General features: G+C 73.5%; 25 protein-coding genes. 12 read left to right on the forward strand and 13 right to left on the reverse strand.

What is annotated here, in order from left to right; genetic code table 11:
* The first annotated feature begins 10 nt into the window (after positions 1 to 10).
* Entirely contained in the window at positions 11 to 1279 is a 1269-nt protein-coding gene (locus CRP39_RS19325; protein ID WP_245853979.1) for a multidrug effflux MFS transporter, read from the forward strand.
* Positions 1280 to 1285: 6 nt separating this feature from the next.
* Here CRP39_RS19325 and CRP39_RS19330 read toward each other — a convergent pair whose 3' ends face one another.
* From CRP39_RS19330 to CRP39_RS19350, 5 genes are all read right to left on the reverse strand, one after another.
* The gene (locus tag CRP39_RS19330; protein WP_097208008.1) at positions 1286 to 2080 is read right to left on the reverse strand and encodes a DivIVA domain-containing protein; all 795 of its coding nucleotides are present in this window, start codon (positions 2078 to 2080) and stop codon (positions 1286 to 1288) included.
* A complete protein-coding gene (locus CRP39_RS19335; protein WP_097208009.1) occupies positions 2077 to 3216 on the reverse strand; it encodes a globin domain-containing protein in 1140 nt (379 codons plus the stop codon). The genes CRP39_RS19330 and CRP39_RS19335 overlap by 4 nt, the downstream gene beginning before the upstream one ends.
* Before the next feature lie 385 nt (positions 3217 to 3601).
* Entirely contained in the window at positions 3602 to 4003 is a 402-nt protein-coding gene (locus tag CRP39_RS19340; RefSeq protein ID WP_097208010.1) for a nuclear transport factor 2 family protein, read from the reverse strand.
* A gap of 142 nt (positions 4004 to 4145) precedes the next feature.
* Positions 4146 to 4478, reverse strand: a complete 333-nt coding sequence (locus CRP39_RS19345; RefSeq protein ID WP_097208157.1) for a PspC domain-containing protein — start codon at positions 4476 to 4478, stop codon at positions 4146 to 4148.
* 90 nt (positions 4479 to 4568) lie between these two features.
* The gene (locus CRP39_RS19350; protein WP_097208011.1) at positions 4569 to 4904 is read right to left on the reverse strand and encodes a hypothetical protein; all 336 of its coding nucleotides are present in this window, start codon (positions 4902 to 4904) and stop codon (positions 4569 to 4571) included.
* A 439-nt stretch (positions 4905 to 5343) separates the two neighbouring features.
* Here CRP39_RS19350 and CRP39_RS19355 point away from each other — a divergent pair, with 439 nt between their 5' ends.
* The gene (locus tag CRP39_RS19355) at positions 5344 to 5562 is read left to right on the forward strand and encodes a hypothetical protein (protein ID WP_097208012.1); all 219 of its coding nucleotides are present in this window, start codon (positions 5344 to 5346) and stop codon (positions 5560 to 5562) included.
* A gap of 228 nt (positions 5563 to 5790) precedes the next feature.
* Here CRP39_RS19355 and CRP39_RS19360 read toward each other — a convergent pair whose 3' ends face one another.
* Positions 5791 to 6897, reverse strand: coding sequence for a 2Fe-2S iron-sulfur cluster-binding protein (locus tag CRP39_RS19360; protein ID WP_216359825.1), 1107 nt, complete (start codon positions 6895 to 6897; stop codon positions 5791 to 5793).
* Positions 6897 to 8141 (reverse strand): cytochrome P450, encoded by a 1245-nt coding sequence (locus CRP39_RS19365; protein WP_097208013.1) that lies wholly within the window; start codon positions 8139 to 8141, stop codon positions 6897 to 6899. Before CRP39_RS19365 ends, CRP39_RS19360 begins: the two co-directional genes overlap by 1 nt.
* Positions 8142 to 8293: 152 nt before the next feature.
* On the opposite strand from CRP39_RS19365, the gene CRP39_RS19370 reads away from it, so the two are divergent.
* The 3 genes from CRP39_RS19370 to CRP39_RS19380 all read left to right on the forward strand — a co-directional run bounded on the left by CRP39_RS19370 (position 8294) and on the right by CRP39_RS19380 (position 11296).
* Positions 8294 to 9232 carry an AraC family transcriptional regulator gene (locus CRP39_RS19370; RefSeq protein WP_097208014.1) on the forward strand — a complete coding sequence of 313 codons (939 nt, stop codon included), beginning with the start codon at positions 8294 to 8296 and terminating at the stop codon, positions 9230 to 9232.
* Positions 9233 to 9366: 134 nt separating this feature from the next.
* Positions 9367 to 9771, forward strand: coding sequence for a DUF1761 domain-containing protein (locus tag CRP39_RS19375; protein WP_172442527.1), 405 nt, complete (start codon positions 9367 to 9369; stop codon positions 9769 to 9771).
* Positions 9772 to 9829: 58 nt separating this feature from the next.
* Positions 9830 to 11296 carry a protein adenylyltransferase SelO gene (locus tag CRP39_RS19380; protein WP_097208016.1) on the forward strand — a complete coding sequence of 489 codons (1467 nt, stop codon included), beginning with the start codon at positions 9830 to 9832 and terminating at the stop codon, positions 11294 to 11296.
* A 49-nt stretch (positions 11297 to 11345) separates the two neighbouring features.
* On the opposite strand, the gene CRP39_RS19385 is transcribed toward CRP39_RS19380, so the two are convergent.
* On the reverse strand, positions 11346 to 12155 hold the full coding sequence (locus tag CRP39_RS19385) for an SRPBCC family protein (protein ID WP_097208017.1): 810 nt from the start codon (positions 12153 to 12155) through the stop codon (positions 11346 to 11348).
* A 177-nt stretch (positions 12156 to 12332) separates the two neighbouring features.
* Between CRP39_RS19385 and CRP39_RS19390 the strand changes: the two genes are divergently transcribed.
* Entirely contained in the window at positions 12333 to 12662 is a 330-nt protein-coding gene (locus CRP39_RS19390) for a hypothetical protein (RefSeq protein ID WP_097208018.1), read from the forward strand.
* Between the two features lie 117 nt (positions 12663 to 12779).
* Positions 12780 to 13892, forward strand: a complete 1113-nt coding sequence (locus CRP39_RS19395) for a winged helix DNA-binding domain-containing protein (RefSeq protein ID WP_216359826.1) — start codon at positions 12780 to 12782, stop codon at positions 13890 to 13892.
* A gap of 17 nt (positions 13893 to 13909) precedes the next feature.
* Here CRP39_RS19395 and CRP39_RS19400 read toward each other — a convergent pair whose 3' ends face one another.
* Positions 13910 to 14203, reverse strand: coding sequence for a hypothetical protein (locus CRP39_RS19400; protein ID WP_097208019.1), 294 nt, complete (start codon positions 14201 to 14203; stop codon positions 13910 to 13912).
* A 256-nt stretch (positions 14204 to 14459) separates the two neighbouring features.
* Positions 14460 to 14966: a SixA phosphatase family protein gene (locus CRP39_RS19405; protein WP_097208020.1), complete on the reverse strand. Its 507-nt coding sequence runs from the start codon at positions 14964 to 14966 to the stop codon at positions 14460 to 14462.
* A gap of 123 nt (positions 14967 to 15089) precedes the next feature.
* Between CRP39_RS19405 and CRP39_RS19410 the strand changes: the two genes are divergently transcribed.
* The 4 genes from CRP39_RS19410 (at position 15090) to CRP39_RS19425 (ending at position 18434) form a co-directional block, all read left to right on the forward strand.
* Complete coding sequence (locus tag CRP39_RS19410) at positions 15090 to 15503, forward strand: VOC family protein (RefSeq protein WP_097208021.1); 414 nt, start codon at positions 15090 to 15092, stop codon at positions 15501 to 15503.
* 100 nt (positions 15504 to 15603) lie between these two features.
* Positions 15604 to 16158 carry a hypothetical protein gene (locus CRP39_RS19415; protein WP_097208022.1) on the forward strand — a complete coding sequence of 185 codons (555 nt, stop codon included), beginning with the start codon at positions 15604 to 15606 and terminating at the stop codon, positions 16156 to 16158.
* Positions 16159 to 16387: 229 nt separating this feature from the next.
* On the forward strand, positions 16388 to 17110 hold the full coding sequence (locus CRP39_RS19420) for a GAF and ANTAR domain-containing protein (protein WP_097208023.1): 723 nt from the start codon (positions 16388 to 16390) through the stop codon (positions 17108 to 17110).
* A 139-nt stretch (positions 17111 to 17249) separates the two neighbouring features.
* The gene (locus CRP39_RS19425) at positions 17250 to 18434 is read left to right on the forward strand and encodes an NAD(P)/FAD-dependent oxidoreductase (protein WP_097208024.1); all 1185 of its coding nucleotides are present in this window, start codon (positions 17250 to 17252) and stop codon (positions 18432 to 18434) included.
* 95 nt (positions 18435 to 18529) lie between these two features.
* Here the strand turns inward: CRP39_RS19425 and CRP39_RS19430 are convergent, their stop codons facing one another.
* Positions 18530 to 19732 (reverse strand): phosphoenolpyruvate carboxykinase (ATP), encoded by a 1203-nt coding sequence (locus CRP39_RS19430; RefSeq protein ID WP_097208025.1) that lies wholly within the window; start codon positions 19730 to 19732, stop codon positions 18530 to 18532.
* An 857-nt stretch (positions 19733 to 20589) separates the two neighbouring features.
* Between CRP39_RS19430 and CRP39_RS27260 the strand changes: the two genes are divergently transcribed.
* Entirely contained in the window at positions 20590 to 22803 is a 2214-nt protein-coding gene (locus CRP39_RS27260) for an AfsR/SARP family transcriptional regulator (protein WP_216359827.1), read from the forward strand.
* A 202-nt stretch (positions 22804 to 23005) separates the two neighbouring features.
* Here CRP39_RS27260 and CRP39_RS19440 read toward each other — a convergent pair whose 3' ends face one another.
* Together CRP39_RS19440 and ychF are read right to left on the reverse strand one after the other, a co-directional pair.
* Positions 23006 to 23557: a hypothetical protein gene (locus CRP39_RS19440; RefSeq protein WP_097208026.1), complete on the reverse strand. Its 552-nt coding sequence runs from the start codon at positions 23555 to 23557 to the stop codon at positions 23006 to 23008.
* A 1104-nt stretch (positions 23558 to 24661) separates the two neighbouring features.
* Positions 24662 to 25735, reverse strand: a complete 1074-nt coding sequence (ychF, locus tag CRP39_RS19450; RefSeq protein WP_097208027.1) for a redox-regulated ATPase YchF — start codon at positions 25733 to 25735, stop codon at positions 24662 to 24664.
* Between the last annotated feature and the right edge of the window lie 97 nt (positions 25736 to 25832).

The following is a 25832-nucleotide window of genomic DNA, read 5'->3' on the forward strand; positions in this document are numbered from 1 at the left end:
GGGGGGCCCGTTGTCCGCCACCACCACCGCGCCATCGGCCACCACAGCCGACGCGCCGCCCGTGGGCGGCCGCCGCCAGGCGCTGTTCACACTCGTCCTCGGGGCGTTCGTCGCCGTCGGACCGCTGACCATCGACATGTACCTGCCGGCGCTGCCGACGATCACCGCCGACCTGGGGACGACGTCGGCGACGATCCAGCTCACGCTGACCGGCACCCTGGTCGGCCTCGCGCTCGGGCAGCTGGTCCTCGGGCCACTGTCGGACGCGCTGGGCCGGCGCCGCCCGCTGCTGGCCGGCACCGCCCTGTACGTCGTGGCCTCCCTGCTGGTGCTCGTGGCCCCGGGCGTCGGCGTGCTCGGGGTGCTGCGGGTGCTGCAGGGCGTGGGCAGCGCAGCCGGCGCGGTGATCGCGATGGCCGTCGTCCGGGACCTGCTCACCGGGCGGGCCGCCGCCACGATGCTCTCCCGACTGTTCCTCGTCCTGGGTGCCGCTCCGGTCCTGGCGCCGACCATCGGCGGCGAGGTCCTGCGGTTCACCTCGTGGCGGGGCATCTTCCTGCTGCTCGCCGTCTACGGCGTGCTGCTGCTCGCCGTCGGGGCGGTCGTGCTGCGGGAGACCCTCCCGGTCGAGCGGCGCAGCAGCGACGGCGTCCGCGGCACGCTGCGCACCTACCGCGGGCTGTTGCGCGACCGCGTCTACGTGGGGCTCGTGCTGGTCGCCGGGCTGACGATGGCCGGGCTGTTCAGCTACGTGTCCGGCTCCTCGTTCGTCTTCCAGCGGGAGTTCGGCCTCGACGAGCAGCAGTTCGGGCTGCTGTTCGGTGCGGGGGCGTTCTGGCTCATCGCGGCCACCCAGCTCAACCCCGTGGCGCTGCGCCGCTGGTCGTCGGCGCAGATCCTGGTCGCCGGCATCGTGGCCGGGACCGTCGCCGGCGCCGTCCTCCTCGTGCTGGCCACCACCGGCACCGGCGGGCTCCCCGGCGTGGTGGTCCCGCTGTGGGCCGTGCTCTTCGCCTGCGGCCTGGCCCTGCCCAACGCCCCCGCGCTCGCGCTGTCCCGCCACGGCGAGGCGGCGGGGTCCGCGGCGGCGCTGCTGGGCGCGGTCCAGTTCGGCGTCGGCGCCTCGGTCGCCCCGCTGGTGGGCGTGCTGGGCAACGACGCCGCCGCGATGGGGACGGTCGTCGTCGGGGCACTGCTCGTCGCGATCGCCGTGCTGATCACCGTCGTGCGCCCCTGGCAGCTCACCGAGACGGAGGAGCAGCCCTCCCCCGCCGCCTGACCCGGCTCAGTTGCGGCGGCGCGCGGGCACCTCGGCGTTCCCGCCGACCGCCGGCTGCTCGCTGGTGCTGTCGTCCAGCGGCACCTCGCGCGCGACGTTCGGCGTGCCGGGCGCCGCGGTCACGGCCGGTCGCTGGGCGGGCGTCCGCAACGGCAGCTGCTGCAGGGTCGCGGGATCCGCCCGGCCCCACTCGGTCTCGACGTCGGTGAGCAGCGCCTCCAGGTAGGAGCGCAACTGCACGCGGCAGGCCTGCGCGAAGGCCTTGAGGTAGGCGACCTGCTCCTCGAGGTCCTGGGTGGTGCCGCGCTCGCCGCCGTCCCCGGCGGGGGCCGGCTGCCCGCCGCCGGCCACCATCCGCGCCGCGGCCTCCTGTGCCGCCTGGATGGTCGCGCCGGCGTTCTCCCGGGCCCGGCGCACCTGCTCCTCGTACTGGGCGCGGGCGTCGGCGGTCATCTGCCGGCTGAAGTCCTCGGCCTCGGCCACGTAGCTGTCGGCCGTCTGCTGCGCGGTGGCGAGGATGCGCACCGCCTGCTCGCTGGGCGGCTCCACGGCGGTCGCGCCGGCGACCTGTTCCTGCAGCGCGACCACCTGGTCCTGCAGGGCGAGCACCTGGTCGCGCAGCTGGGCCTCCTCCGCGTGCAGGCGGGCCAGCTCCCCCGCCATCCGGACGAGGAAGCGGTCGACCTCCGCGTCGTTGTAGCCAGGGTGCAGCATCGGCGCCCGCGAGAAGCGGACGTTCTGGACGTCGGCCGGGGTCAGCCGCCGTTCGCCGGCCCCGGACCCGTGGTCGTCGGTGGTCATTGGGTCACCTCTCCGTCGAGACTGGGCCCCAGGCGGCTGGGGGCGAACACCTCGCTGCGGAGGCGTTCTGGGCGGAGGCCGTCCTTGAGCAGCCGGGTCGTCGTGTCCTCCACCATCGCGGGCGGTCCGGCGACGTAGACGTCCCGACTGTTCCACGGGCCGTGCCGGGCCACGACCTCGCCGATGTCGCCCTGCTCCAGGGTGGAGAGGTCGTCGTGGGAGACGGCGAAGGTGACCGTCAGCCAGGGGTGCTCCTGACCGAGCTCCTCCAGGGCGGCCCGGTCGTAGATGCGTTCCTCGGTGCGGGACCCGACGTAGAGGTCCACGCGGCGTGCCGGGCCGTACCGGGCGACCTGGTCGACGACCGCCTTGAGCGGCGCCAGCCCGGTGCCGCCGGCGACCAGCAGCAGGTCCCGGTCGGACTCCTGGTCGAAGGCGATGTGCCCCATCGGCGGGCCCAGCCGCAGCACGTCGCCGGGCCCGACCCGGCGGACCAGCGCGGTGCTGACCGGACCGCCGTCGTAGGCGCGGACGTGGATCTCCAGCAGGCCGTCCGGGCGCGGCGCGTTGGCCGGCGAGTAGTAGCGCCACAGCTTCGGCCGGACGTCGGACTCCAGCGAGATCGACTGGCCGGCCTGGTAACTGAACCCCGGTTCCGGGCGCAGCCACATGATCGCCGTGTCGATCGTGCGCCGCTCGTGGGACACGACCTCGGCGTCCCACCACGGGGGCTGGTCCGAAGCCGCCTCGGCCGCCTCCATCATGACCTTCGCGACCAGCCCGTAGGCGTCGGACCAGTCCTTCTCGAGCGCGGGGTTCCACTCGTCGTCGAAGTGCCGCAGCGTCGCGAGGAGGCTCGCCCCGGCCGCCGGGTAGTGCGCGGGGACGATCCCGAACTTGCGGTGGTCGCGACCCAGCGCCTGCAGCATCGGCACGACCCGGTCGAGGTCGTCGACGTGGGCCACGACCTCGCCCAGGGCGTGGAAGAAGCGGTCCCGCTGGTGCGCCATGGAGACGGGGAACATCTTCCGCGTCTCGGGGTGACTCAGGAACAGGTGGGAGTAGAAGTACAGGGGGGCCTCGTCGCCGGTCGCCGTCGCCTTGGCGAAGCTGGCCCGCATCGCGGGGATGTCCATGCGCGCTTCCTCGACAGGTGGTGCCGCGGCCGGTCAGCCGGCCGCGGGAGGTCTGGCGACGGTTCTCGTACCCGCCGTGCCGATGGCAGGTCCCCGGCGGCGACGTTCGTGGACGGACATCAGCACCTCCGCTCCCCCGTGCTGGTCGGATCCCGTCTGCGGCGTCGTGCCCGACCTCCTCGCAACCGGACACCGCCTCCCCTGCTCCGGCGACCACGACCCCCGCCCCGGCCTGCGCACTCTCGCTCGCCGTGCCCTACAACCGGTGATGGGGACGTGGCTACCGGCAACCGTAGCGAGGCGCCGCCCGGATGGCGATTCGCGGCGATCACCGCACGCGGGGCGGTCCTGCAGGACCACCGCCCGCGCCATCGGCGGTGGCGCCTCAGGCCCGTGCCTCGGGGGGTGGCGCCGCGCGCCACGGGGCGCGCCAGTCCGGCGCCGCCCACCCCTCGGCGACGTAGATCGACTCCCGGCTCACCCGGTCGCCGTCGAACTCGAGGACGTCGACGGCGTACTGCCACGGCCCGCCGTCGTAGCGGATGCGCAGCTCGGCGACCCAGACGTCGCCGGAGCCGCGGAGGCGGTCCAGCGCGTACTCGATCGTGGCGGCCGGGTACTCCCGGCGCCAGGGCAGGAAGTGGTCGACGCCCTCGAACCGCTCTCCGGACTGCGGGAACTCCAGGACGGCGTCCGCGTGGTAGATGGTGCTCGCGGTCTCCTCGTCCCCGGCGGCGCTGCGGTCCAGGTAGTGCAACAGCGCCGCCCGCACGGCCTCCTCGGTCATGACCTCCGACGCTCCTCGATGCCGGTGCCCCGTCTGCACGGGAAGCGTCCCACCGCCGGCGGTCGCTGTCGCCGGCACCCGTGCGCCGGCGCCCGGTCCGGGGCCGCCGGACCAGGCGCCGGCGCACCCGGCGGCCGGCCGGTCAGCCGCGCGGGGCGTCCGTCCGGCTGGTGACGGCGTCGTGGATGCGCTGCGCGAACTGGTCGAGCGGGCCGGGCACCTGACCCGCCGGCAGCGGCGCCGCCGGCATGAGCACCCACAGCACCAGGTAGACCAGGACGCCGGCACCACCGGCCAGCGTCACGAGGACGAACGCGACCCGCCACAGCACCGCGTCGATGCCGGTGTACTCGGCGAGGCCACCGCTGACGCCGCCGACCATCCGGTCGGTGCTGCTGCGGCGCAGGGTGCGGACGGGCGGCGGGCCCCAGGCCTGCGCGTCGGCCGGCGGGGTGGGGGGAACGGCTGATGTCATGGCACGAGCCTCGCCGTCCGGGCTGCTCGGGACCATCGGGGATCGCCCCGATCCGTCCCTGGTTCCCGGCCTCGGGGGACGCCCTCAGCCTCAGAGGCCGAGGAGGTGGCCGATCCCGCCGACGACGACCCCGACGGTCAGGAGGACGACGACGACCCCACGGTCGAACCGGCTGCCCAGGAGCGCGTCCACGAGCCCGGCCCGACCCCCGTGGGGCCGGTCGGTCCGCGGCGCGATCCCGGCACTTGACCCCCCGGGGCCGGGCGTCCCCGGCCCGATCGGCCCCGGCTCGGCATCGCGCCAGTGACGGAGTGCGGCGCCGGTCCGCCGCCCCTCCGCGACGAGGACCCCGAGCGCGGCCAGCTGAGCGAGGGCCGCCACGGCGTAGCAGAGGACGGTCAACGCGGTGCGCGCGGTGTCGCTCATGACGGGGAGCGTGCCCGATGCGCAGCGATCGCGGCGCCGTCGCCCGCCGTGGGACGGGTTGGCCGCGAGGTGCGCCTGGAGCCGGCCGGCGGGGTCCGCGGGCGCGCCTCCCGGGCGTTCCCGTCCGGCGGCCGGCCCCGGTCGTAGCGTGCGGACTCCGGGGTCCGGCCCGGTGGGCGTTCCTCGCCAGCCGCCGGGTGGCGGTACCCGTGGCCGCCGACGGGGTCATCGCCACGGTGGCGGGGCCGTCGGCACCCCGGCCGCGCCTGCGGCCGCCGCGGGGCGACGTGGGGACCCGTCAGGTCGGGCTGCACGTCCGCGCACGACACGCCCGGGCACGACGACGCGCCCAACCGGTGTTGACGACCGTCCCGGTTCATGGGTTCGGTTCATCGTGCAGTGGGTGCCTGCAGAGCACTCCGGAGAGGATGGGCACGACATGCCGGTGTGGACGGTGCAGACCACGAACGGGGACGACGAGCGGGTCGAGGCGGGCCTGCTGGCCACCGAGGGCGGGGCGCTGGTCGCGCTGTCGGAGGAGGGGCTGATGGTGCGGGCCTGGGCGCCGGGGCAGTGGCGCACGGTGCGGCACGTCGGAGGCGCGGGAGCGGCGACGAGCGGCCGGGTCGGCGTTCTGGTCGGCTCTCCGCAGAACTGACCGGCGGCCGCAGGCCGGCGCGCGTGCAGGACCGCCGGCCGGGCGGCATCCCCGGCAGGGCACCGGGTGACGGCCGTATCGGCAGAGGGCAGCCCGTCCTCGCGCCGAACGGTCGACGTCCGTCCGACGGCCCCGAGGTCCCGCGGGGTCGTGGCGACGGGCCACGGTGTGCGCCGGGGCCGGGTCCCGGCTGGGGAGACCGGGCCCCGGCGCACACGGTCGCCGTGGTCAGGCCGCGGACGCCTCCCCGCCCAGCGCGTCGGCCGGGGTGAACTTCTCGCGGTGGATCTGGCGCGGGGCCAGGCGGCGCCGCTTGAACGCCTTGACCCCGGCCTCGACCATGGCCGGCGGGCCACACAGCCACCCCGACCAGCCCCGCGCGCTGGCGACGTCGTCGAGGAAGGCGTCAGTCGGGAAGCCGGTCCGATGGCCGGAGCCGCCGTCGACCTCGTCGGAGAGCACCGGCACGAAGCGGAACCCGTGGTGCCGGGCCGCGAGCTCGGTGAGCCGGTCGACGTCGTAGAGGTCCTCGGCGGCGCGCACGCCGTGGTACAGCACGATCTCGCGGTGGGGGGTGCGCTGCAGGGCGGTCCGCACCATGCCGACGAACGGGGCCAGGCCCGTCCCGCCGGCGATGCAGACCATGGGCTCGCCCTCGTCGTCGGCCGCGTCGGGGAGGGAGAAGTCCCCGAGCGGCCCGGTCAGCTCGACCCGGTCGCCGGCCAGCACCGACCCGAACAGCCAGGCGTCGCTGGCCACGCCGCCCGGCACGCGGCGGACGTGCAGCTCGAGGGTCGTGTCCTCCTCGGGGGTGTTCGCCAGTGAGTACTGACGGCGCACGCCGCTGCCCGGGACCACCAGCTCGACGTACTGGCCGGCGGAGAACGCCAGCGGCTCGTCCAGGTCGAGCAGCAGGCGGCGGGTGTCGCGGGCGACGTCCGCCACCTCCCGGACGGTGCCGACGAGGTCGCGCAGGGCGTGCGTGCCCCGGACGTCGCCGGAGCCGGCCGCCGGCGAGCTGACGACGGCGTCCCCGCACGGGGTGGCCTGGCAGGCCAGTGCCAGGCCCGCCCGTCGCTCCTCGTCGGTGAGGGTGTCCGGCGGCGAGCCGCGGTGGTCGACCTCGCCCCGCAGGACCCGGAGCTTGCAGGTACCGCAGGTGCCCTGGTTGCAGGAGTTGGGCATCCACACCCCGGCCCGCAGGAAGGCGTCGAGCAGCGACTGCCCGGGCGCGCACTCGACCCGCCGGTCCCCGACGGTCAGCGACCGGGGGGTCCCAGCCGAGGCCATCCCGGTCGAGGTCATCCCGGTCGAGGTCATCTCCGTCGTGGTCATCAGACCTCCCAGGTGACGTGCAGGCTCGTCGGTCCGCGGAAGCCCCAGCCCCAGAACTCGACGCCCGCACCGGTGTCGCGCTCCAGGACGGGGATGGACTCGAACAGCTCCTCCAGGCCGATGCGCATGACGTGGTTGGCGAAGTAGATGCCGGCGCAGGCGTGGCTCCCGGCGCCGAAGGCCAGGTGCGGCAGCGGCGGGCGGTGCAGGTCGTAGGCGGTCGGGGCCTCGTAGACACCGGTGTCGTGGTTGGCCGACCCGTAGGACAGGATCACGGGGGTACCGGCCGGGAGGTCGACGCCGGCGACGGTGACCGGCCGGGTAGAGATGCGGGCGGTGGCCGACCAGATCGGCGAGGTCCACCGCATGCCCTCGGAGATCGCCCGCGGGATCAGGGTCGGGTCGTCGACGACCTCCTCCATCTGCTCGGGCCGGCTGAACAGCCCCACCAGGGTGGAGGCCATGCCGTGGCCCGGCTCCTGCATCGCACCCAGCAGGTACACGTAGATCGTCGGGTAGATGTACTCCCGGTCGCGGGTCTGGCCGGGCGGCATGCCGTCGTGCAGCCAGTGGGAGATGGCGCTGTCGTCGGGCTCGGCGATCCACCGGTCGATCAGCGGGTCCACCGTCGCGCGGATCTCCGCCTTGGCGGCGTCCCCCTCGGCGAAGCCCTCGGGGTTGGCGAACTCACCGTCGTCGTCCATCGCGGCGTTGGTGAACGAGCGGTTGAGCTTGTGGAACCAGTCGCGGAGCTGGTCCGACGACACGTCCTGGAGCCCCAGCAGGTCGCCGAGTGCGCGCACGCTGACCGGCTCGCAGTACTGCGAGACCAGCTCGGCGCGGCCGTCGTCCTCGAAGTGCTCGAGGAAGTTGCGGGCGATCGGCCGCACGAGGTCCTCCACCCAGCGGTCCACCTCGACCGGCTGCAGACCCGGCTCGACCATGGAGCGCAGATCGGCGTGGACCTCGCCGTTGACGCCGATGATCGCCGGGTGGCCGAAGGTGCGGCCGCCGGCCGGCGTGATGACGCCGTCGAAGTCGGGGCTGGTCGCGACCTCGCGGCACACCTCCGCGGTGCTGGCGACGTACGAGCCGAGCACCGGCACGAACGCCAGCGGCGCCTCGGCCCGGAGCCGCTCGTAGACGGGGTACGGGTTGCGCTCGAGCTGGGTCATGGTGACCTCGTCCAGCCAGGACAGGTCGCGCTGCTCCGTCGCGGTGGCGGGCTGTTCGGTGATCGTCATCAGGTCCCCTCCGTGCTCTCGTCTGCTCCACGGGCGGCCGTGGTCGACGGGAAAGGTAGGGAGCGCGCCGGTGAGCTGCGACACAGGAAGCGCGGTCCCGGTACCGATCGCGCGGCGGCTGTGTAACGCGCGTCGCAGGTAACCTGCGACGCATGTCCGGACGGCGGCGCCGCGGGCCCTCGGACTGGGGCCAGGCCTCCCGCGTCGTCGCCGAGGCCTACTTCCCGCACGAGCTGCACCTCGTGGGTGGTGCCTCGCAGCCCCGGCTGACGCTGCGCACGCTGGACCTCGGCCCCGTGCTGATCGGGCACGTCGGATGGGGTGCCGACGTCGCGGTCGAGTGCGACTACCCGGGCGCCTACGAGGTCAACATGCCGCTGACCGGCCACCTGGAGAGCCGCGGGCGGCACAGTCCGGTCACGTCGGTGCCGGGGCAGGCGACGGTGTTCCGGGCCGACACCCCGTCGTTGATCAGCCACTGGGACGCGACCTGCACCGTCCTCGGGGTCAAGTTCTCCAGCGCGTGGCTGGAACGGGAGGCCGAACGGGTCCTCGGCGCCGACCGGGCGACCACGCGCGTCACCCTCCCCGACCAGCTCGACCTGAACTCCGGCCAGGGACTGGCCTGGCGGCAGCTCGTCGCGGGCCTCGCGGCGCACCTGCGCGCCCCTGACCTGTTCGGGGACAGCACCCTGGTGCGCGACCAGCTCGCCGGGGCCCTCACCGCCGGCTTCCTGCTCACCGGTTGCCCGCCCGGCGGGCGGGGTGCGACGCCGCAGCCGCGCACCGTCAAGCGGGTCGTGGACGCCGTGCGCGACGACCCGGGCCGGCCGTGGACCGCCGGGGAGATGGCGGAGCTCGCCGGCACCAGCGTGCGGCGCCTGCAGGAGGGCTTCCGCGAGTGGCTCGACTGCACGCCGACCGAGTACCTCGTCGACATCCGGCTCCAGCGCGGCCACGCCGACCTGCTGGCCGACCGGACGGTCACCGTGAGCGACGTCGCCGCCCGCTGGGGCTTCTCCAGCGCGAGCCGGTTCGCCGCCGCCTACCGGCGGAAGTACGGCTGCTCCCCCTCCGAGGCGCGCCGCTGAACCGTACGTCCCACCGCGCCGACGCGCGCTTCCGGCGCGGAGCGCGCCGCGACCACGCGTCCCCCGGATCGATGACTCCTGCGGTGGCCCGCGGTCTGACGTGCGTCGGGTCCCCTCCAGCCCCGGGAGCAGCCGTGCCCACCGTCCGAGACCTCAGCGCCGTCGGCGTCGCCGCCGCGGCGTCCGTCGCCGCCAGCGGAGCCTGGTACGCCGCCTTCGGCACGCGCCTGGCCCGGCTGGACGCGGCCTACGCCGACCCCGCGCCGCCGCCCTGGCTGCTGCCCGTGGAGTTCGCGCGGAGCGCCACGGTGGCGGCGACCGTCGCGACCCTCACCGCGCGCGCCGGCGTCCGCGGTCCCGCGGACGCCGCCGCGCTCGGGCTGGCGCTGTGGGCGGGCTTCCCCGCCGTCCTGCTCACCGGTTCGGTGGTCCACGAGAAGGTGCCGTGGCAGCAGGCGGCGATCCACGCCGGCGACTGGCTGGTCAAGCTGCTGCTCGTCTCGGTCATCACCGGGAGGGGGGCCGCGTCCCGCCGGTGACGTGCGCCGTCCCCGTCTGGCCCGGCCCGGTCCCCCGGTCCGACGTACCGTCGACGAGGTGAGCATCGCCCCGACGCCGACGGTCACCCTCGACAACCGCTTCGCCCGCGAGTTCCCCGAGATGGCCGTCCCGTGGCAGGCCGACCAGGCCCGCGACCCGCAGCTGCTGGTGCTCAACGAGGCGCTGGCCGCAGACCTCGGCCTCGACCCGGCCTGGCTGCGCACGCCCGAGGGCGTGCGGCTGCTGGTCGGCGACCTGGTGCCCGACGGCGCCACACCGGTGGCGCAGGCGTACGCCGGGCACCAGTTCGGCGGGTTCAACCCCCGGCTCGGTGACGGGCGCGCCCTCCTGATGGGCGAGTTCGTGGACGCCGAGGGGCGCCTGCGCGACCTGCACCTGAAGGGCTCCGGCCGCACGCCGTTCGCGCGGGGCGGCGCCGACGGCCTGGCCGTGGTGGGCCCGATGCTGCGGGAGTACGTCGTCAGTGAGGCGATGCAGGCCCTCGGCGTCCCCACCACCCGCTCCCTCGCCGTGGTGGCGACGGGGCGCCCGGTGCGCCGGGAGACGGTGCTGCCCGGAGCCGTGCTGGCCCGGGTGGCGAGCAGCCACCTGCGCGTGGGCAGCTTCCAGTACGCCCGGGCCACGGGCGACGTCGACCTGCTGCGCCGGCTCGCCGGCTCCGCCATCGCCCGTCACCACCCCGCCGCCGCGGATGCCCAGCACCCCCACCGTGCGCTGTTCGAGGCCGTCGCCGCCGCCCAGGCGTCACTGGTGGGCCAGTGGATGCTGCTGGGCTTCATCCACGGTGTGATGAACACCGACAACATGACGATCTCCGGCGAGACCATCGACTACGGGCCGTGCGCCTTCATGGAGGCGTTCGACCCGGCGACGGTCTACAGCTCGATCGACCACGGCGGCCGCTACGCCTACGGCAACCAGCCGCTGGCGGCCGAGTGGAACCTGGCCCGGTTCGCCGAGGCCCTCCTCCCCCTGCTGGCCGACGAGCAGGAGCAGGCGGTCGCGATCGCGACGGAGTCCCTCGGCACCTTCCGGCGTGAGTACAACGCGGCCTGGTTGGCCGGGATGCGCGCCAAGCTCGGCCTGCCCGAGGGCCTGGACGACGAGGTGGCCACGGCGCTGCTCGACGAACTGCTCCCTCTGTTGCAGGCGGGGCACGTCGACCACACGTCGTTCTTCCGGCGGCTCGGGACGGCCGCCCACGGCGACGCCGAGCCCACCCGGTTGCTGTTCCTGGACCTCGCCGGGATCGACGGCTGGCTGGAGCGGTGGCGCGCCCTCGGTCCGGACGCCGACACGATGAACCGGGTCAACCCGGTCTACATCCCACGCAATCACCTGGTCGAGGAGGCGCTCACCGCGGCTACGGACGGCGACCTGGACCCGCTGGAGCGGCTGCTGGATGCGGTGAGCCGGCCCTACGAGGAGCGTCCCGGGCTGGAGCGCTACGCCGCCCCGGCCCCGCAGGACTTCGGCACCTACCGCACCTTCTGCGGCACCTGAGGCCACCCGGCCGGTGGAGGAGGCCGTGCCTCCTCCACCGGCCGAGGGGTCAGCGGGCTCCGCCCCCGATCGCGGGGCCCTCGTCGACGTCCCGCGCGGTCTTCTCGACGCCTTCCGTCGACGAGCGGGTGGTGTAGCCCTCCGCGTCGGACTCCTCGACGAGCACGTCGTCCCGGACGGCATCCGGCGGCGGCTGCGGGACGACGGCGACCTCCTGCGGCTGCCCCACCTCGTCCGGCCGCTCCGTGCTCCGGCCGCTCTTCGACGTGGCCGCGGCGACGCCTGCCACCGCGGCACCGGCCACCGCTGCCGCACCGGCGACGGCTTTCGCCGAGACCCCCGCCTTGCCGCTGTCGCCCTCGGAACCGAAGGCGGCGCCCGCGCCGGGGGTGCCGACGTCGAGGTGCTCGTTCACCGAGCCACGCCACGCTCCGCTCTCATAGCCCTGGTCCTCGATCAGCGCCTTGAACCGCTCCAGGTCGGACTTCACCTGTCGCTCCACGATGCCGAGCTTGTCGCCGACCTGTTCCACGACGCCCTCGGGCTCGTACTCGAGCTCCAGGTAGACGATCGTCGAGCCGGCCCCGGCGGGCTCGAAGCGGACCGCGCCGGCGTTCGTCGCGCCGCTCGTGGCGGCCCAGGCGACCTTCTGGTCAGGCACCTGCTCCAGGATCGCGGCCTCCCACTGCCGCCGGACGCCCGCGATCTCGGCGACCCAGTGCAGCCGCTGGTCGTCGAGCTGGCGGACCTCCTTGACCCCGCCCATGAAGTGGGGGAAGTCCTCGAACTGGGTCCACTGGTTGTAAGCCGTGGTCACCGGTACGTCGACCTGGATCGACTTCTCGACCTTGGTGCTCATCGCTCGTACTCCTCCGTCGGTGGTCCCCGCTGGACTACGCAGCAACGGCGCTACCCGCGACAGGCGCTCGTGACGCACGCCACGACCACCCGCGGTCGGCGTCCTGGTCCGCACGCAGGCGGCGCCCCGGGCGTGTCGGCCGTCCCGAAGCGCGCTCGGACCGCCGATGAACTGGGCATGCGCCTCAGCCACGTCGCCACCGCCCTCGCCGCCTTCACCGCCGGCGTGACCGCCGCGGAGACCCTGCGTCGCCGCTCCACCGCTGCCCGCCCCGCCACCGCGGCCACGTCCGCGACCGTCGCGCCCCAGCTGGCGGTCCCCCCGGTGCAGGACGACGACGGCGTCGTGCTGCCCTTCGTCCGCCCGGCCGCCCCTGCCCCGGCATCCGAGCAGCCGGCCGCGCCTGCCCGGTGCGGGGACAGTGGCGGTCGGACGAAGGCCGGTGCGCCGTGCGCGGCCCGGGCCACCCGCGGTGGCCGCTGCCACCACCACCCCCTGGCCGCGTGAGCGCCGGCGCTCGGGTGGCTCCCCCGCTGCGGTAGACAGCGGGGGTGGGCGCCGAGCGGAGGCACGTCACCCGGTTCGTCCCGCACGTCGCGGCCGCGCGGCCGGCGGAGCCGGTGGGTGGCCCCCGTGCCTGAGGTCCTCGACCGGCGCACGCTGAACCGCGCGACGCTCGAGCGGCAGTTGCTGCTGCGCCGCGACCCACGCGGGGCGCTCCGCGCCCTCGAGCACCTGATCGGCGTGCAGGCGCAGGAGCCTCAGGAACCGTATGCGGGGCTGTGGTCGCGGCTGGCCGGCTTCCGGCCGGCCGAGCTGGTCGACCTGCTCGAGAGCCGGCGCGCCGTGCGGACGCTGCTCATGCGCCGCACGCTGCACCTGGTCACCGCGGAGGACTGCGTGGCCCTGCGACCGGTGCACCAGTCCATGCTGGTCGCCCGCGCGGTCGGCACGCTGGGGCGCCGGCTCCCCGGGGTCGACCTCGACGAGCTCGCCGCCGCCGGGGAGCCGCTGTTCGCCGAGGTGCCGCGGACGTTGCCGGAGGTCGGCCGCATGCTGGCCGACCGGTCGCCGGGGGCCACCGCGCGGGACCTCGGCGACGTCCTCTCCAGCCTGGTCCCACTCGTGCAGACGCCGCCCCGCGGGCTGTGGCGCCGGCAGGCGCCGGCCCGCAACACGACGGTCGGGGCCTGGCTCGGGCGCGACGTCGACGTGTCGCGCGCACCGGACGAGGTGCTCGAGAGCCTGGTGCTGCGCTACCTGCGGGCCCACGGCCCGGCCACGACGTCGGACCTGCGCGCGTGGTGCGGGCTCACCGGCCTGCCGGCGGTGGTCACGCGCCTGCGGCCACGGCTGCGGACGTTCCGGGACGCACGCGGCCGCGAGCTGCTGGACGTGTCCGACGGCTCGCTGCCGGACGGCGAACAGCCGGCGCCCGTCCGGTTCCTCCCGGCCTTCGACAACGCCGTCCTCGGGTACGACGACCGGTCCCGGCTGATCAGCGACGAGCACCAGGGTCTCAGCGTGACCGGCGCGCGGTTCGTGCTGGTCGACGGCCACGTGTCCGGCGTCTGGACGACGACTGCCGACGACGACGGTCGGGTGGAGGTGACCGTCCAGCCGCTGCGTCCGCTGACCACGCACGAGCGTGCCGACGTCGCGGACGAGGGTCAGCAGCTGGCCGCCTTCCTCGGCGACGGCGTGCCCGGGCGGCTCACGGTGACCGACCCCGGATGAGTCGTCCGGCGGCGCTGTCAGCTGTCGAACTCGGGACCACCGAAGCCGAACGGCGGCTGCTCCGACGGCTCCCCGGGCAGCTGCCGCACCCCGAAGGCGACCACCTGGTCGACGCGGATCATGCGCCAGGCGTCGACCAGCAGCCACGGGTGCCCGGACTCGCGGACCCGTGCGAGCCCGTCGCTCACCCACCGGGTGATCTCGCGGGGCTCCTGCTTCTCGAGGTGGTAGACGCGGCTGAAGGTCGTCGTGGGCGCCCAGGCCACCGTGTAGTCGATCGAGACCCACATGCCGTCGTCGTCGCTGGTCACGGTCGCACGCTAACCGGATCGGCCGCCACCGACTCCTCGAGACCGAGCACGGCCGGAGCGCGCAGTGGGTCGTGTGGTGCACGCGGGACCGGCCGCGCGGGTGGAACGGCCGCGGGTCCCACGGCCGTTCCGCGCGCGGGTCAGACCGGCGAGGTGAGCAGCTCGGTGAGGTTGTCGTCGACCTCCTTGAGGTAGCTCTCCTCGAAGCCGAGCCGAGCCGTCCGGCCGGCCCGCGCCACCCGGCGCCGGCTGCCGGTCAGACCTCCGGAACCGTGAACTCGGTCAGCGTCGCTCCGCCGGGCGCGAGGTCGGCGAACGGCCCGGCCAGGTCGAACACCGCGACCCCGCCGGCCGGGACCCCGTTCCGGGCGTCCTGCCGGGCCACCGGGGTGCCCTGGCCGTCGTCGAGCACCGTCACGAGCTGCCCGACCGCCGGGTTGTGCCCGACCACGGCCAGGGTGTGGACCTCGTCGGGGGTCTCGCGGACGGCCGCGAGCACCGCCCCGACGGTGTTGTCGTGGATCCGCGCGTCGAGGACCGGCTGGAGTCCCGGCACCAGGACGACGCCCGCCCGCTCCCAGGTCTGCACCGCCCGGCGGGCCGGTGACACCAGCACGGCGTCGGGCACCAGCCCGGCCCGCCCCAGCCAGGAGCCGATCGCCGCGGCCTGCCGCAGGCCGTGCTCGGTCAGCGGCCGGTCCACGTCGACCGGGGCGGAACCGGCCTGGGCGTGGCGGATCAGGACGAGCCGGTGCGGCGACACCCGCCGAGTCTGGCACCCGCCCGCGGTCCGGCGTCAGCGCTCGGCGTGCGCGACGGCGCCCTCCCCGGCCGTCGCCGTCGCTACGTTGACGCGGTCCGCGCACCCCTTCCGGAAGGACCGTCCGTGACCTCTCGCCTCAACCCGTACATCAACTTCTCCGACACGGCCCGGCCGGCCCTGGAGTTCTACCGGGAGGTGTTCGGCGGGGAGCTCGCGATCAGCACCTTCGGCGAGGCCGGTGGCGCCGACGGCCCCGACGCCGACAAGGTCATGCACGGCCAGCTGGAGACGCCGGCGGGGTACACGCTGATGGTGTCCGACGCGCCCACCGGCATGGACCTCGACACCGGCACGAACATCTCGATCAGCCTCAGCGGGGACGACGGCGACGAGTTGCGCGGCTACTTCTCGAAGCTCGCCGACGGCGGATCGGTCAGCGTGCCGCTGGAGAAGCAGATGTGGGGCGATGAGTTCGGGATGTGCGTCGACCGGTTCGGCATCGCCTGGATGGTCAACATCAGCCAGCCGGCCGGCTGACGCGCCACTCTCCTCCCGCGCGCTCCGGCCCGGGCCGAGTGCACCGTGGGCGACCGGCGAGGATCGGCTCGCCCGCGACGCACGAGAGGACCCCACGAGCATGACGACGAACCCCCGGATCGGGCCCGTGGAGCGGGCCACCGGCCGGACCTGGGCCGACTGGATGCGCTTCATGGACGGCATCGGCGCTCGGGACCTCGACCACAAGGCGATCGCCCTCCGGGTCTACGAGGAGCTCGAGGGCACCGTCGAGCAGCCCGGGTGGTGGGCCCAGTCGGTGACGGTCGCGTACGAGCAGCACATCGGCCGGCGGATCCCCGGGCAGCGCTCCGACGGCACCTTCCAGACGAGCGTGAGCCGGTCGACGTCGTTCGGCATGCAGGAGCTCATGGACCGGTGGCAGGAGTTCGCCACCGGGGACGAGGCCGTGCAGGGCATCGTCGACGGCGACCTCCGGGTCAGCGGCACCGAGCGGCGCATCACCTGGCGGACGAAGGCTGCGGACGGTTCCTCCGTCGTCGTCACCAGCGAACCGAAGAAGAACGGGACGGCATCGCTCGTGGTGACCCAGGTCGGTCTGCAGACGCTCGAGTCGAACGACGAGGCCCGGGAGCGGTGGGCATCGATCGTCTCCCGTTTCCTGGACGGCGCGTAGCCCTCCGCCCTCCGGCCGGTGACCCCGGCCGGGGCGGGTGGCTGCCGTCCCCGCATCTCGTCGAGCGCCCCCCTCCCTCCAGGGGCGGTAGCGTGGGTCCGAGCGCCGGGCAGGCCCCGGGTTCCTCGTGCGTCACCTCGGCGGCGTACCCGAGCACCGGCCCCGGCTCGCGGGGTCCTGGAGCCGAGGTCGTCCAGCCGCCCCCGGCGGGTGACCGGAGGTCGACGTCATGTCGAGTACCGACCCATCGGGCGCCCTGGACCCCGTCGAGGCCCTGGAACGGCTGGGCCGCCTCGCCCTCCGCGAGAACTGCATGCGGTCCCTCTTGCAAGCGGTGGCCGACCTGGCCAAGGAGGTCATGCCGGGCAACCCCGAGGCCTCGGTGTCCCTGCTGATCAACGACAAGGCCAGTACCGCGGTGTTCACCGGCCAGCTGGCCCGCGACTGCGACGAGAGCCAGTACGGTCGCGGCTACGGACCCTGCCTGCACGCGGCCGGCACCGGCGAGCTGGTCGAGGTCGCCGATGCGCAGACCGAGACCCGATGGCGGGACTACATGGAGCACGCGGTCGAGTGCGGCGCCCTCAGCTCGCTGGCGGTCCCGCTGCCGATCAACGAGGGCATCGCCGGGGCGCTGAACGTCTACGCCCGCAAGCCGAACGCCTTCGACGAGGACAGCCGGTCCGTGGCCACCCGGTTCGCCGCCCACGCCGCCGTCGTCGCGGCGAACATGTACGCCTACGAGGAGGCCCGCGACCTGGTCGACCACCTGGAACGCAGGGTGGAGTCCCGGGCGGTCGTCGAACGGGCGACGGGCATCCTCATGGAGCGCCACGACTTCACCGCCGACCAGGCGCTGCAGGCCCTGACCCGGGTGGCCCGCGAGACCGGCGCCAAGGTCAGGCAGGTCGCGGACGCCCTCGTGCGCACCGGCGAGCTGCCGCCGGCATAGGTCCCGCCGTCGCTCGCCGCCTCGGCGTCGTCCTCCGTCGTCGAGTACGCCCTGCGCGATCCGCACGAGGCGGGCAGGCTCGCCAGGATGGCCGAGCCGCGGCGCCGACGGAGTCCGTGGCCCTTCTCCGGGAGCGGACGTGGAGCACTCCGAGGTACTGATCGTCGGTGGCGGCAACGCCGGCATCTCGCTGGCGGCGCGGTTGCTGCGCGACGGCGTCCGCGACGTCACCGTCGTGGTCCCGCAGCCGGTGCACCGCTACAAGCCGCTGCTCAACTACGTCGCCGGCGGGCAGGCCACGATGGCGGACCTGGAGCGCCCGATGGGGGACGTCGTCCCCGACGGGTGCGGGTGGGTCCGCGACAGCGTCGAGACGGTCGACCCGGACGCCATGACCGTGCGCACGCGCGGAGGGCGCACCCTGCGCTGCTCGACCCTCGTCCTCTGCCCCGGCCTGGTCGAGGACTGGGAGGCCACGCCGGGGCTGCAGTCGGCGTACGCCGACGGGTGGGCCGCCTCCTCGTACGTCCCGGGCAGTGCGCCGCAGGTGTGGCCGAGACTGACCTCGCTGCGTGCCGGTTCGGTGCTGTTCACCGTGCCACCGGAGCCCGCGTCCTGCGGTCCGACCGCGCTCAAGCCGCTGCTCATGGCCTGCGACCACTGGCGGCGCGCCGGCGTGCTGCGGGACCTGGAGGTCCGGCTGGCACTGCCCGCCCCGACCGCGACCGGCGTCCCGGCAGCCGACGAGGTCCTCGACCGCGCCTTCGCCGACCACGGCGTCGAGGTGCTGCGTGAGGCCCGCATGGAGCGGGTGGACGGGGACGCCCACACGGTCACCCTCGCGACAGCCGCCGGGCGGCGGGTGCTGGAGGACGTCGCCTTCGCGCACGCCGTCCCGCACTACCGGGCGCCGCGGTGGATCGCGGACGGGGGACTTGCCGTGGACCCGGCCCCAGGCCTGGTCGACGTCGACCCGTACACGCTGCGGTCCCGTCGGCACGAGTCGATCTGGGCGATCGGCGACGCAGCCGCCGTGGCCACCCGGCCCTCGGGCGGGGCACTGCGACGCCAGGTCGACGTCCTGGCGCGGAACATCGCGGCCGCGCGGGACGGCGGGGCGATGCAGCGGTACGACGGGTACACGGTCATGCCGATCACGCTGAACCGCCGGGAGTTGATGCTCGTCGAGGTCGACCGCGACGGGCGGCCGTCCCCGTCGGTGCCGTTCCTCGATCCGGTCAAGCCCCGCCGCACGACCTGGTTCGTCGACCGGTACGTGCTGCCGAGGATCTACTTCCGCCGGATCCTGCGGGGCAGGGTGTGACCGCCGTCAGACGTCGCCGTCCTGCCCGACGTGGTCCTCGCCCCCCGCGCGCACCCGGCCGCGGCTGTGTCGGCGCCCGGGGTGCGTCACGACGTTCAGGCGTGCTCGTGCAGCTGTCGCGTCAACCTCTCCACCAGCTCCGCGGAGTGCTCGTTCGTGTTCGCGTTCTGCCACAGCTCCTGGACGACCACCCTCGAGGCGAACTCCTCCAGCAGCGTGTCGAAGGCAGCTCGTAGCGCCTGGTCGTCGACGTCGAAGAAGGACTGGAGGAAGTCCTGCTTCTCCTTGCCCAGGCTGCGGGCGTTGACTGCTAGGCACTCCTTGATCTGCTGCGGATCCGTGACGGGCACCAGGCGCGATCGCTCGACCGAGGGATCGAACCGGGCGACGAGGAAGAGGTCGATGGCCGCGACGTGCTGGATGGGCACGCCGAGCTGCGCGGCGAGTTCCGTGGCGAGCAGCACGATCTTCTCGGGCCTGCTGCCCAGTTCGTCGGCGGGCGTGGTGGCGACGACATCGCGGTACGTCTGGGCGTCCATCTGCGGGTAGAACGAGTCGGTGGTCCTCCCGATCCAGTCCACCAGCCGGGGATAGGCCGCGAGGGCACCGATGCGCAATCCGGCCTTGTTGGGGAAGCCGCATCCCTCGATGCACGCGCCCCCATCGCGCAGGAACACCGTGTCGTTGCTGACCAGTCGGGCGCCGGGCCGGGCGAGCAGGTTGACGAGCGTGCTGGTCTTGCCGGCGAACTTCCCTCCGAGGATGCAGATGCCGGTGTCGTTCCAGACGCACGCGGCCGCGTGGAACGGGAACCAGCCCCTCTCCATGAAGAGCAGCTTCATCAGGTTGCGAAGGGAACGCTTGACGGTCCTCCGGCGGTCCTTGGCCGTGCCGGGGGACGCAACCAGCACGTTCCTGCCCGGCTGCGAGAGCACGAAGCAGTTCTCCTCGACCTCACCCTTCGCGTCGTCGACCTCACGGCTGTGGACGATGCGGTGTCGACCATCGACGGCCCACTCGGTCTCGTACTCGGAGCGAGGTCGTCCGCGGGACGTCGCCCACTCCTTCAAGCGCTGGAAGACGGCGGGGTCCTGGGTGCTGTACACCGCCGCATCGGTCTGCTCGTTCGCCGTCACGGTGAAGTAGCCGCCGAAGAACGTGCCGAACCAGTCCAGCAGGTCCGGCTCATCGCTGTACAGCCCGAGGGAGACGCCCTGGTACTCGAAGCAGCCGTAGGGCCCGGCGTCCGCCACGCCGGCGAAGATCCGCTCGAGGTCGCTTGCGGTGATGTGGTCCATCGATGCGAGGTCCTCTCCCGCACCTGGCCACGGAAGACGCGTGAGGCAGGCGGCCGTTGCGGCCGCAGGCACCCGCAACTGCGACGGGTGACCACCCGCGGGTGCCCGTGCGACGTGTCGGGTCATCCCCGCCGCGAGCATGGTGCTCCGGTCGCGCACGGGCGTGCAAGGCCTCGGCGGAGCACCGGTCGGCGACCTCACGTCAGCCGGCGAGGATCAGCGTCGAACGGCCTCGACCCAGGTGCCCTCCGGTGACCGGTGCGGAGCCCTCGGTCAGACGTTGAAGCGGAACGAATCCGGGGTCGCCGGACGTTGACAAGCGACGGACATGGTCTCTGAGCTGCGCATATACCGTTGAGCAAGATCGGCAGTGATGGGCCCCGAGACCGTTTTGCGGATTGTGCGCGGACTGCCCATGGCTCGGCTCACTCCTCCGCCGACCCCATGCGGCCGTGCCCGCCGCGCAGGGGGAGCTGTTCGCCGCCTACCGCTGCGGGCTGGCCTCGACCTTCCACGCCAAGGCCACCACCGTCACCCTCGACGTGTCGCCCCAGCCCGCCAGCCGTCCGCTCACTGACACGGCCCCGGAGATCGGTGGACCGAGCCTCAGCGCGGCCGCGGCACGACGTGTCTCTCCGATCGAGCGGGTCGATGTGACATGCGGGACGTATCACCTGATCCGTGACATCCCTCTCCCAGGCAACCGCTCTGGAGGATGAGGCGACATCGGTGGACGAGCGACGGTGCACGATGCCACGCGGTGCCGCGACCGTGGGTGCAGAAGGCAAGGGCATGGCCGGTTCTCGCTCCGGCAGGACGCCGGGCGCGCGGCCGAGGCCCGGGACCCCGGGAGCGAGGTGAGAGCATCGGCCCGGCGCGGCGCCCCGCAGGCATTGCAGGACGACCCCGGCGCGCTGATCCGGCGTGGGAGGTACGCGCTGGACGTGGTCGGCAACCTGCGCGCTGCTCGCGCCTGCTTCGAGCTGGCATTTCGCACGGCGCAGCGCGACGGCGACCACGAGGGCATGGCGGAGGCCGCGCTGGGCGTCGGCGGAGTGTGGCTGTACGAGCAACGCGGCGTGGGGATCGTGGCCGGGATACTGTCGATGCAGCGCCAGGCCCTGGCCGCGGTCCGGGCTGATTCGGTCCTCGCCGTCCGGCTGCGGGCCCGGCTGGCGGCGGAGGCCGACTACCACGTCGGCGAGCACTCGCGCGTGCTCGAGAGCCTCGCCGAGGCACGGCAACACGGTGACGCGCAGGCCGTCGCGTCGGCGCTCAGCCTGGCGCACCACTGCCTGCTGGGTCCCGAGCACGGGAGCCTGCGCCACGACCTCACGGAGGAGCTGTTGCTCACGGCCGTCCGCACGGGGCGACCCATCGATCAGCTCATGGGCATGCTGTGGCGCACCGTCGACCGCTTCCTGGACGGCGATCCGCACGCCGAACGGTCCCTCTCCGAGCTCTCGGACACCCTTCGGCAACAGCGCCACCAGGCCGTCGGCTTCGCCACCGAGGCCATGCGCGTCATGCTCGCGATCCGTGCGGGCGACTTCGATCGGGCGGAGGTCATGGCGGCGGACTGCGCACGCCGCGGCGAGGCATGCGGGGACGCCGACGCGCCGATCTGGTACCGCGGCCATCTCTTCGCCATCCGGTGGTTCCAGGGACGGGTCGGCGAGCTGCTCCCGACGGTGCAGCAGGAGGCACACTCACCGGGCCTGGGGCCCATCGACGACTCGCACTTCGCGGCGATGGCGACCATCGCCGCCGGCGAGGGGGACCACCGGCTGGCCGCCGGCGCGCTGGCTCGCCTGGGCCGAGGCGACCTGACGCGGATCCCGTCCTCCAGTTCCTGGCTGGTCACCTTGTACGGCGCCGTCGAGGCCGCCGCAGAACTAGGGGACGCCGAGACGGCCGCCACGGCGTACCGCTTGCTGCGCCCTCACGCCCGGCTGCCCGTCGTCGCAGGCCTCGGCGTCGTGTGCTTCGGCTCCGTGGAGCACGCTCTGGGTCTGGCATCCCTGACCCTCGGCAACGCCGACCGCGCCGTCGCGCACCTTCGGTCGGCGGTCCGCGAGAACCTGGCCCTCGGCCACTGGCCCGCCGCGTGCCTGTCCCGGCACCGACTCGTCCAGGCGCTCACGCTGCGCGGTCAGCCGGGAGACGAGCGCGAGGCGGCCGCGGAACTGGCCACGGCGGACTGCGAGCGTGCCCAGCTCGGCATGAGGTCGCCCCGGACACGGCCGCACGTCATCGTTACGGCCGCCACCCCGGCGCGCCCGGCCACCGACGCGCCAGAGTCGCAGGTCAGGGTCCTCGGCCCGGTCGACCTGACCGTCGACGGCAGCGTTCGCGAGGTGTCGGGACGGCGGCGTCAGGCGGTCCTCGCGGTCCTGGCGCTGCATGGCGGTGACGTGATCGGCACGGACCAGATCATCGACATCGTCTGGGGCGATCACCCACCGGTCACGGCCACGAACACCTTGCAGAGCCACGTCTCGCACCTCCGGCGGCTGTTCGGCACCAGGGTGGCCATCCTCGCGCGCGCACCCGGCTACGCACTGAACCTGGATGTCGATGCCACGGACGTCACCGTGGCCGAGCGGCTCATCGACCTGGGAACAACCGCTGCCGATCCCGCCGAGCGCGCCAGGCACCTCCAGGCCGCCGTCCGGCTGTGGCGGGGGCGGACCCTGATGGGTCTGTCAGGGTCGAGGTGGCTGGAGGGAGAAGCGGAACGCCTGGACCAGCTGCTGGTGCACGCGCGCCAGGCGCTGGCTCGGGCACGGCTGGACCTCGGCCAGCACGTGCAGGCGCTCGGAGACCTCGAGGCGCTGGTGCGCGAGCACCCCCTGCACGAGCAGACCCACGGGACGCTGATGCTCGCCCTCTACCGATGCGGTCGCCAGGGGGACTCGCTCGGGGCCTACCAGCGGCTGCGGGCAGCGCTGCGCGACAACCTCGGTGTCGAGCCGAGCCAGCCCCTGCGAGATCTGGAGGCCGCCGTCCTCCGCCAGGACGGCGACCTCGATCTGTCGGGGACACGGAGTGCATCGGTGGCGTGGTCGTGAGCCGGACCGACTCGTACGGAGGGACGCGAGCCCGGCAGTACTGGGTCCGTCACGGGCCCGTCCTCGGGCTCGTCCGTCGACGTTGGGGTCAGCGAGAGCCCAGAACCGCCGGCCCCCAGAGACTCTGCCGAGGGCGGAGCAGGGGACGCGTCCGAACCGGTCGCCCCGCCGTGACGAGGGACCGGCCCAGGGCGTCGCCGGCCTAGAAGGGCCAGTTGCCGAAGATCTGGTGCGAGATGAAGGGGCTCCCCTCACCCTTGTCCTCTTCGCCGTTGTCGGTGTCGATCAGCTGGACCTGGGCGAAGATCTCGTCCCTGCCGCCGCGGTCCTCGTCGAGATCCCTGCCGGCCACGACCGTGTCGAAATCGGCGCTGAGTCCGGACTCGGGGGTCGCGACCAGGGTGCCGGGGGTCATCGGCACCGAGAAGAGGTTCTCGTCGTGCTTGCCGTCCTCACCGCGGATCCAGACGGTGAACGGGTCACCTTCGTCGTCGACGTACTCCTGGGCCTTGTCCAGGGGCATGTGCACGTCGATGCCGACGTGGACGTCGAAGTTCCCGTCAGCACGCTGGTTGATCGACAGGCACAGGTTGCTGCCCGTCACGGGCTTGCACGTCTGCGCCGCGGACGCCGGTGCCGCCGTCAGTGCGACGGCGCCGAGAACCGCCGTGGCAGCGATCGGCAGCTGCAGCAGTCGGCGCTTGGTGCGGCCGCGGGGTCGGACGTCCGTCGCGGGGAAATCGATGATGGGCATGGTGATCCCTCTGGTATCGGCACCGCCGCCGGTTCGGTGTGCCTGGTGCCGGTAACCGTGACAGGGGGCGCTGATGCGGCCCTGAAAGCGTGCTGAAATCGCAGCTGGAACCATCCCGCCCGTCGAACGGGAAACGCCGGGGCCAGGCACCCCGACACTCTGAGCCGCGCTCGACCTTGCGACCGGTGAGGGCGCCGACGGCGATGGCGTGCAAGAGGGCCGAGCGCAGGTCTACGGAATGGCAGCGACGGACCGTACGGCCCTCGTCTCCTGCCGCTGCAGTCAGCGTCGGCGACAGGGGCACCGGCAGCGCGTACACGGTGTCCGTCATCAGGTGCCGCATCACCCAGCCGACTCCGAGCGGCGCGGAGAGCAGCGCCGGCGGCCGACTCGTCAATCCATGGTGAGCAAGCGTTCTGAGGCCCGGACGGCCGTGCCCTCCGCGTGCCCGTAGTACGGGCACGCAGCGGCTACTGGCGGCACCCGCCGATCTGAGCGATACCGCTGTTGAACTGCGCAAACAGTTGGTCGGTGTTGGTTGGAGAAGTCCCTGTGCCAGGCTTGAAAGCCGCCATGGGGTGACGCCCATCGCGGGTTCCAAACCGCTTCCCTGCTGCTGCGCCGCCGCATACAGCTCAATAAGCAAAGCGTCGGCAACGCTATTCTTTGGGAGATGAGAGGTCGCCTTCTTGTTTAACGCTCGGTCAATGACTCGCTGGTGCTCCTTGGCGGTGGCTTCGCTGAGTACACCCGTCCCCGGCTCCGATACTCCCGACGCGTCTCCGGTTCTCCTCCAGCCCGTCCTTCGTAGAGCAGCGCTGCGTGAGGTCCAGCGGCCTCCCCGCCGTACTGCAGCAGGTCGCGCGCGACAACCTGCGGCACTTCTACGCCTCCGGGCTGATCGCCTCCGGCTGCGACGTGGTCACCGTCCAGCGGGCTCTCGGGCACGCCAGCGCCACCACGGCGCTGAACACCTACAGCCACCTCTGGCCCACTGCGGAGGACGCACGAGGCGCGCCGCCGAGGAGCTGTTCGCGGACAGTTGCGGACTGGGTGCGGACTCGGCCACCTCGACGAGTCGCTGAACTGCGGAGATGCCGCCTGCTACACGTTGAAGCGGAACTCCACGACGTCGCCGTCCTGCATGACGTACTCCTTGCCCTCCATGCGCACCCAGCCGCGGGACTTCGCCTCCGGCATCGACCCGGCCTCGACGAGCTGGTCGAAGGAGACGATCTCGGCCTTGATGAAGCCACGCTGGAAGTCGGTGTGGATGACACCGGCCGCCTGGGGCGCGGTGGCGCCGATCGGGATGGTCCAGGCGCGGGCCTCCTTGGGCCCGGCGGTCAGGTAGGTCTGCAGGCCGAGGGTGGCGAAGCCGATGCGGGCCAGCTGGTGCAGGCCGGGCTCGTCCTGGCCGATGCCGGCGAGCAGCTCGGCGGCCTCCTCCTCGGGCAGCTCGGCGAGCTCGGCCTCGATCTTGGCGTCCATGAGGATCGCCTCGGCCGGCGCGACCATCGCCCGCAGCGACGAGATCAGCTCCTCGTTGGCCAGCTCCTCCTCGTCCACGTTGAAGACGTAGAGGAACGGCTTGGTCGTGAGCAGGGTCAGCTCCTGCAGCGGCTCGGGGTCGACCCCGGCGGCGAAGAGCGTCTTCCCCTCGTCGAGCACCTTCTGCGCGTCGAGGGCGGCGGACAGCAGCGCCGCGCGCTCCTTGTCCTTCCTCGCCTCCTTCTCCAGCCGCGGGATCGCCTTCTCCAGCGTCTGCATGTCGGCGAGGACGAGCTCGGTGTTGATCGTCTCGATGTCGTCGGCCGGGTTGACCTTGCCCTCCACGTGCACCACGTCCGGGTCGGTGAACACCCGGATCACCTGGCAGATCGCGTCGCTCTCGCGGATGTTGGCCAGGAACTTGTTCCCCAGCCCCGCGCCCTCCGACGCGCCGCGGACGATGCCGGCGATGTCCACGAACGACACCGTGGCCGGGATGGTCTTCTGCGAGCCGAAGACCTCCGCGAGCGTGCCGATCCGCGGGTCCGGGACGCCGACCACGCCGACGTTGGGCTCGATGGTGGCGAACGGGTAGTTCGCCGCCAGGACGTCGTTCTTGGTCAACGCGTTGAACAGCGTCGACTTGCCGACATTGGGCAGCCCGACGATGCCGATGGTGAGACTCACGGGGATCGAGGGTACGGCCCCGACCGGGGCTCGCCCGCCGGGCCGCCCGGGCCTTGTACCTTCCTACAACCGGCCCCCCGCGGGCCACTGGCCCCTC

The sequence above is a fragment of the Geodermatophilus sabuli genome (genome assembly GCF_900215145.1).
GTDB classification, from domain to species: domain Bacteria; phylum Actinomycetota; class Actinomycetes; order Mycobacteriales; family Geodermatophilaceae; genus Geodermatophilus; species Geodermatophilus sabuli.

What these genes read in the sequence shown, in the direction of transcription:
- CRP39_RS19330 (WP_097208008.1), bottom strand. Translation starts at nt 2,080, where the DNA reads ATGACCACCGACGACCACGGGTCCGGGGCCGGCGAACGGCGGCTGACC.
- CRP39_RS19335 (WP_097208009.1), bottom strand. Translation starts at nt 3,216, where the DNA reads ATGGACATCCCCGCGATGCGGGCCAGCTTCGCCAAGGCGACGGCGACC.
- CRP39_RS19340 (WP_097208010.1), bottom strand. Translation starts at nt 4,003, where the DNA reads ATGACCGAGGAGGCCGTGCGGGCGGCGCTGTTGCACTACCTGGACCGC.
- CRP39_RS19345 (WP_097208157.1), bottom strand. Translation starts at nt 4,478, where the DNA reads ATGACATCAGCCGTTCCCCCCACCCCGCCGGCCGACGCGCAGGCCTGG.
- CRP39_RS19350 (WP_097208011.1), bottom strand. Translation starts at nt 4,904, where the DNA reads ATGAGCGACACCGCGCGCACCGCGTTGACCGTCCTCTGCTACGCCGTG.
- CRP39_RS19355 (WP_097208012.1), top strand. Translation starts at nt 5,344, where the DNA reads ATGCCGGTGTGGACGGTGCAGACCACGAACGGGGACGACGAGCGGGTC.
- CRP39_RS19360 (WP_216359825.1), bottom strand. Translation starts at nt 6,897, where the DNA reads ATGACCACGACGGAGATGACCTCGACCGGGATGACCTCGACCGGGATG.
- CRP39_RS19365 (WP_097208013.1), bottom strand. Translation starts at nt 8,141, where the DNA reads ATGACGATCACCGAACAGCCCGCCACCGCGACGGAGCAGCGCGACCTG.
- CRP39_RS19370 (WP_097208014.1), top strand. Translation starts at nt 8,294, where the DNA reads ATGTCCGGACGGCGGCGCCGCGGGCCCTCGGACTGGGGCCAGGCCTCC.
- CRP39_RS19385 (WP_097208017.1), bottom strand. Translation starts at nt 12,155, where the DNA reads ATGAGCACCAAGGTCGAGAAGTCGATCCAGGTCGACGTACCGGTGACC.
- CRP39_RS19390 (WP_097208018.1), top strand. Translation starts at nt 12,333, where the DNA reads ATGCGCCTCAGCCACGTCGCCACCGCCCTCGCCGCCTTCACCGCCGGC.
- CRP39_RS19415 (WP_097208022.1), top strand. Translation starts at nt 15,604, where the DNA reads ATGACGACGAACCCCCGGATCGGGCCCGTGGAGCGGGCCACCGGCCGG.
- CRP39_RS19420 (WP_097208023.1), top strand. Translation starts at nt 16,388, where the DNA reads ATGTCGAGTACCGACCCATCGGGCGCCCTGGACCCCGTCGAGGCCCTG.
- CRP39_RS19430 (WP_097208025.1), bottom strand. Translation starts at nt 19,732, where the DNA reads ATGGACCACATCACCGCAAGCGACCTCGAGCGGATCTTCGCCGGCGTG.
- CRP39_RS19440 (WP_097208026.1), bottom strand. Translation starts at nt 23,557, where the DNA reads ATGCCCATCATCGATTTCCCCGCGACGGACGTCCGACCCCGCGGCCGC.